1 pseudogene is annotated in these 704 nt (G+C 34.7%); it reads right to left on the bottom strand.

Going from position 1 to position 704, the window contains the following annotated elements:
- Positions 1-403: pseudogene (locus tag J7R13_RS08570) on the bottom strand (BafA family autotransporter); the annotation flags it as partial.
- Between the last annotated feature and the right edge of the window lie 301 nt (positions 404-704).

Here is a 704-nt window from a genome sequence, read left to right on the forward strand (position 1 = left end):
AAAAAGCCGCTCCATCATCATACACATTCCGTTGCCCTGATGTTTCACCTTCACCTTGAATTTCAGAATTGTAAGCATAGCTCCCATCTCCTAAACCAATTTGTTCACCACCACGAATTTTAACCTCCTCTGTTTGTCCTCCATACTCAACACTTTGTAACCCATATTTACCAATAAGAGTGCCTTTTGAAACCTTTCCGTTCCTAACAGTTTCAACTGTACCGCCTTTAATTATAAGATTCTCACTGTCGAGATTCTTGCCCATTTCTCCTAGCTGCTCATTTACACTCACTGATGTTAATGATTTTTCTCCTAGTGCAGTTACCTCCTCAGCATTTGCAATATTTACAAGAAAACTACTAGCCATTAATGCACAAAAACTTATCCTCAATTTGTGTTGCATTCTCCACACTCCATAACTTCAAATGAAAAATTCCTCGTATTTGGAAAGAGTGCATACATAAAAACAACACATCACACCTGCTCAATTTTATGTTTTTCAAAATGATAAATCATCGTATACAAGGCATTCAGTGCACTAAAATCTGATTCATTAAATATTATCGTGTGTGTTAAAACCTATGCACAATCAAATAGTGAAAATAATTATCTATACGCTTAAAAAGTGTTCTAATTACATCCATAAAAAAATCTTTCGAATATCCTTGAGATACTAAATACTGATCTTAAAAATCAGCTGCTTT

Origin of the sequence: Bartonella taylorii 8TBB, from assembly GCF_902825155.1 — a bacterium.
Lineage (GTDB): Bacteria > Pseudomonadota > Alphaproteobacteria > Rhizobiales > Rhizobiaceae > Bartonella > Bartonella taylorii_A.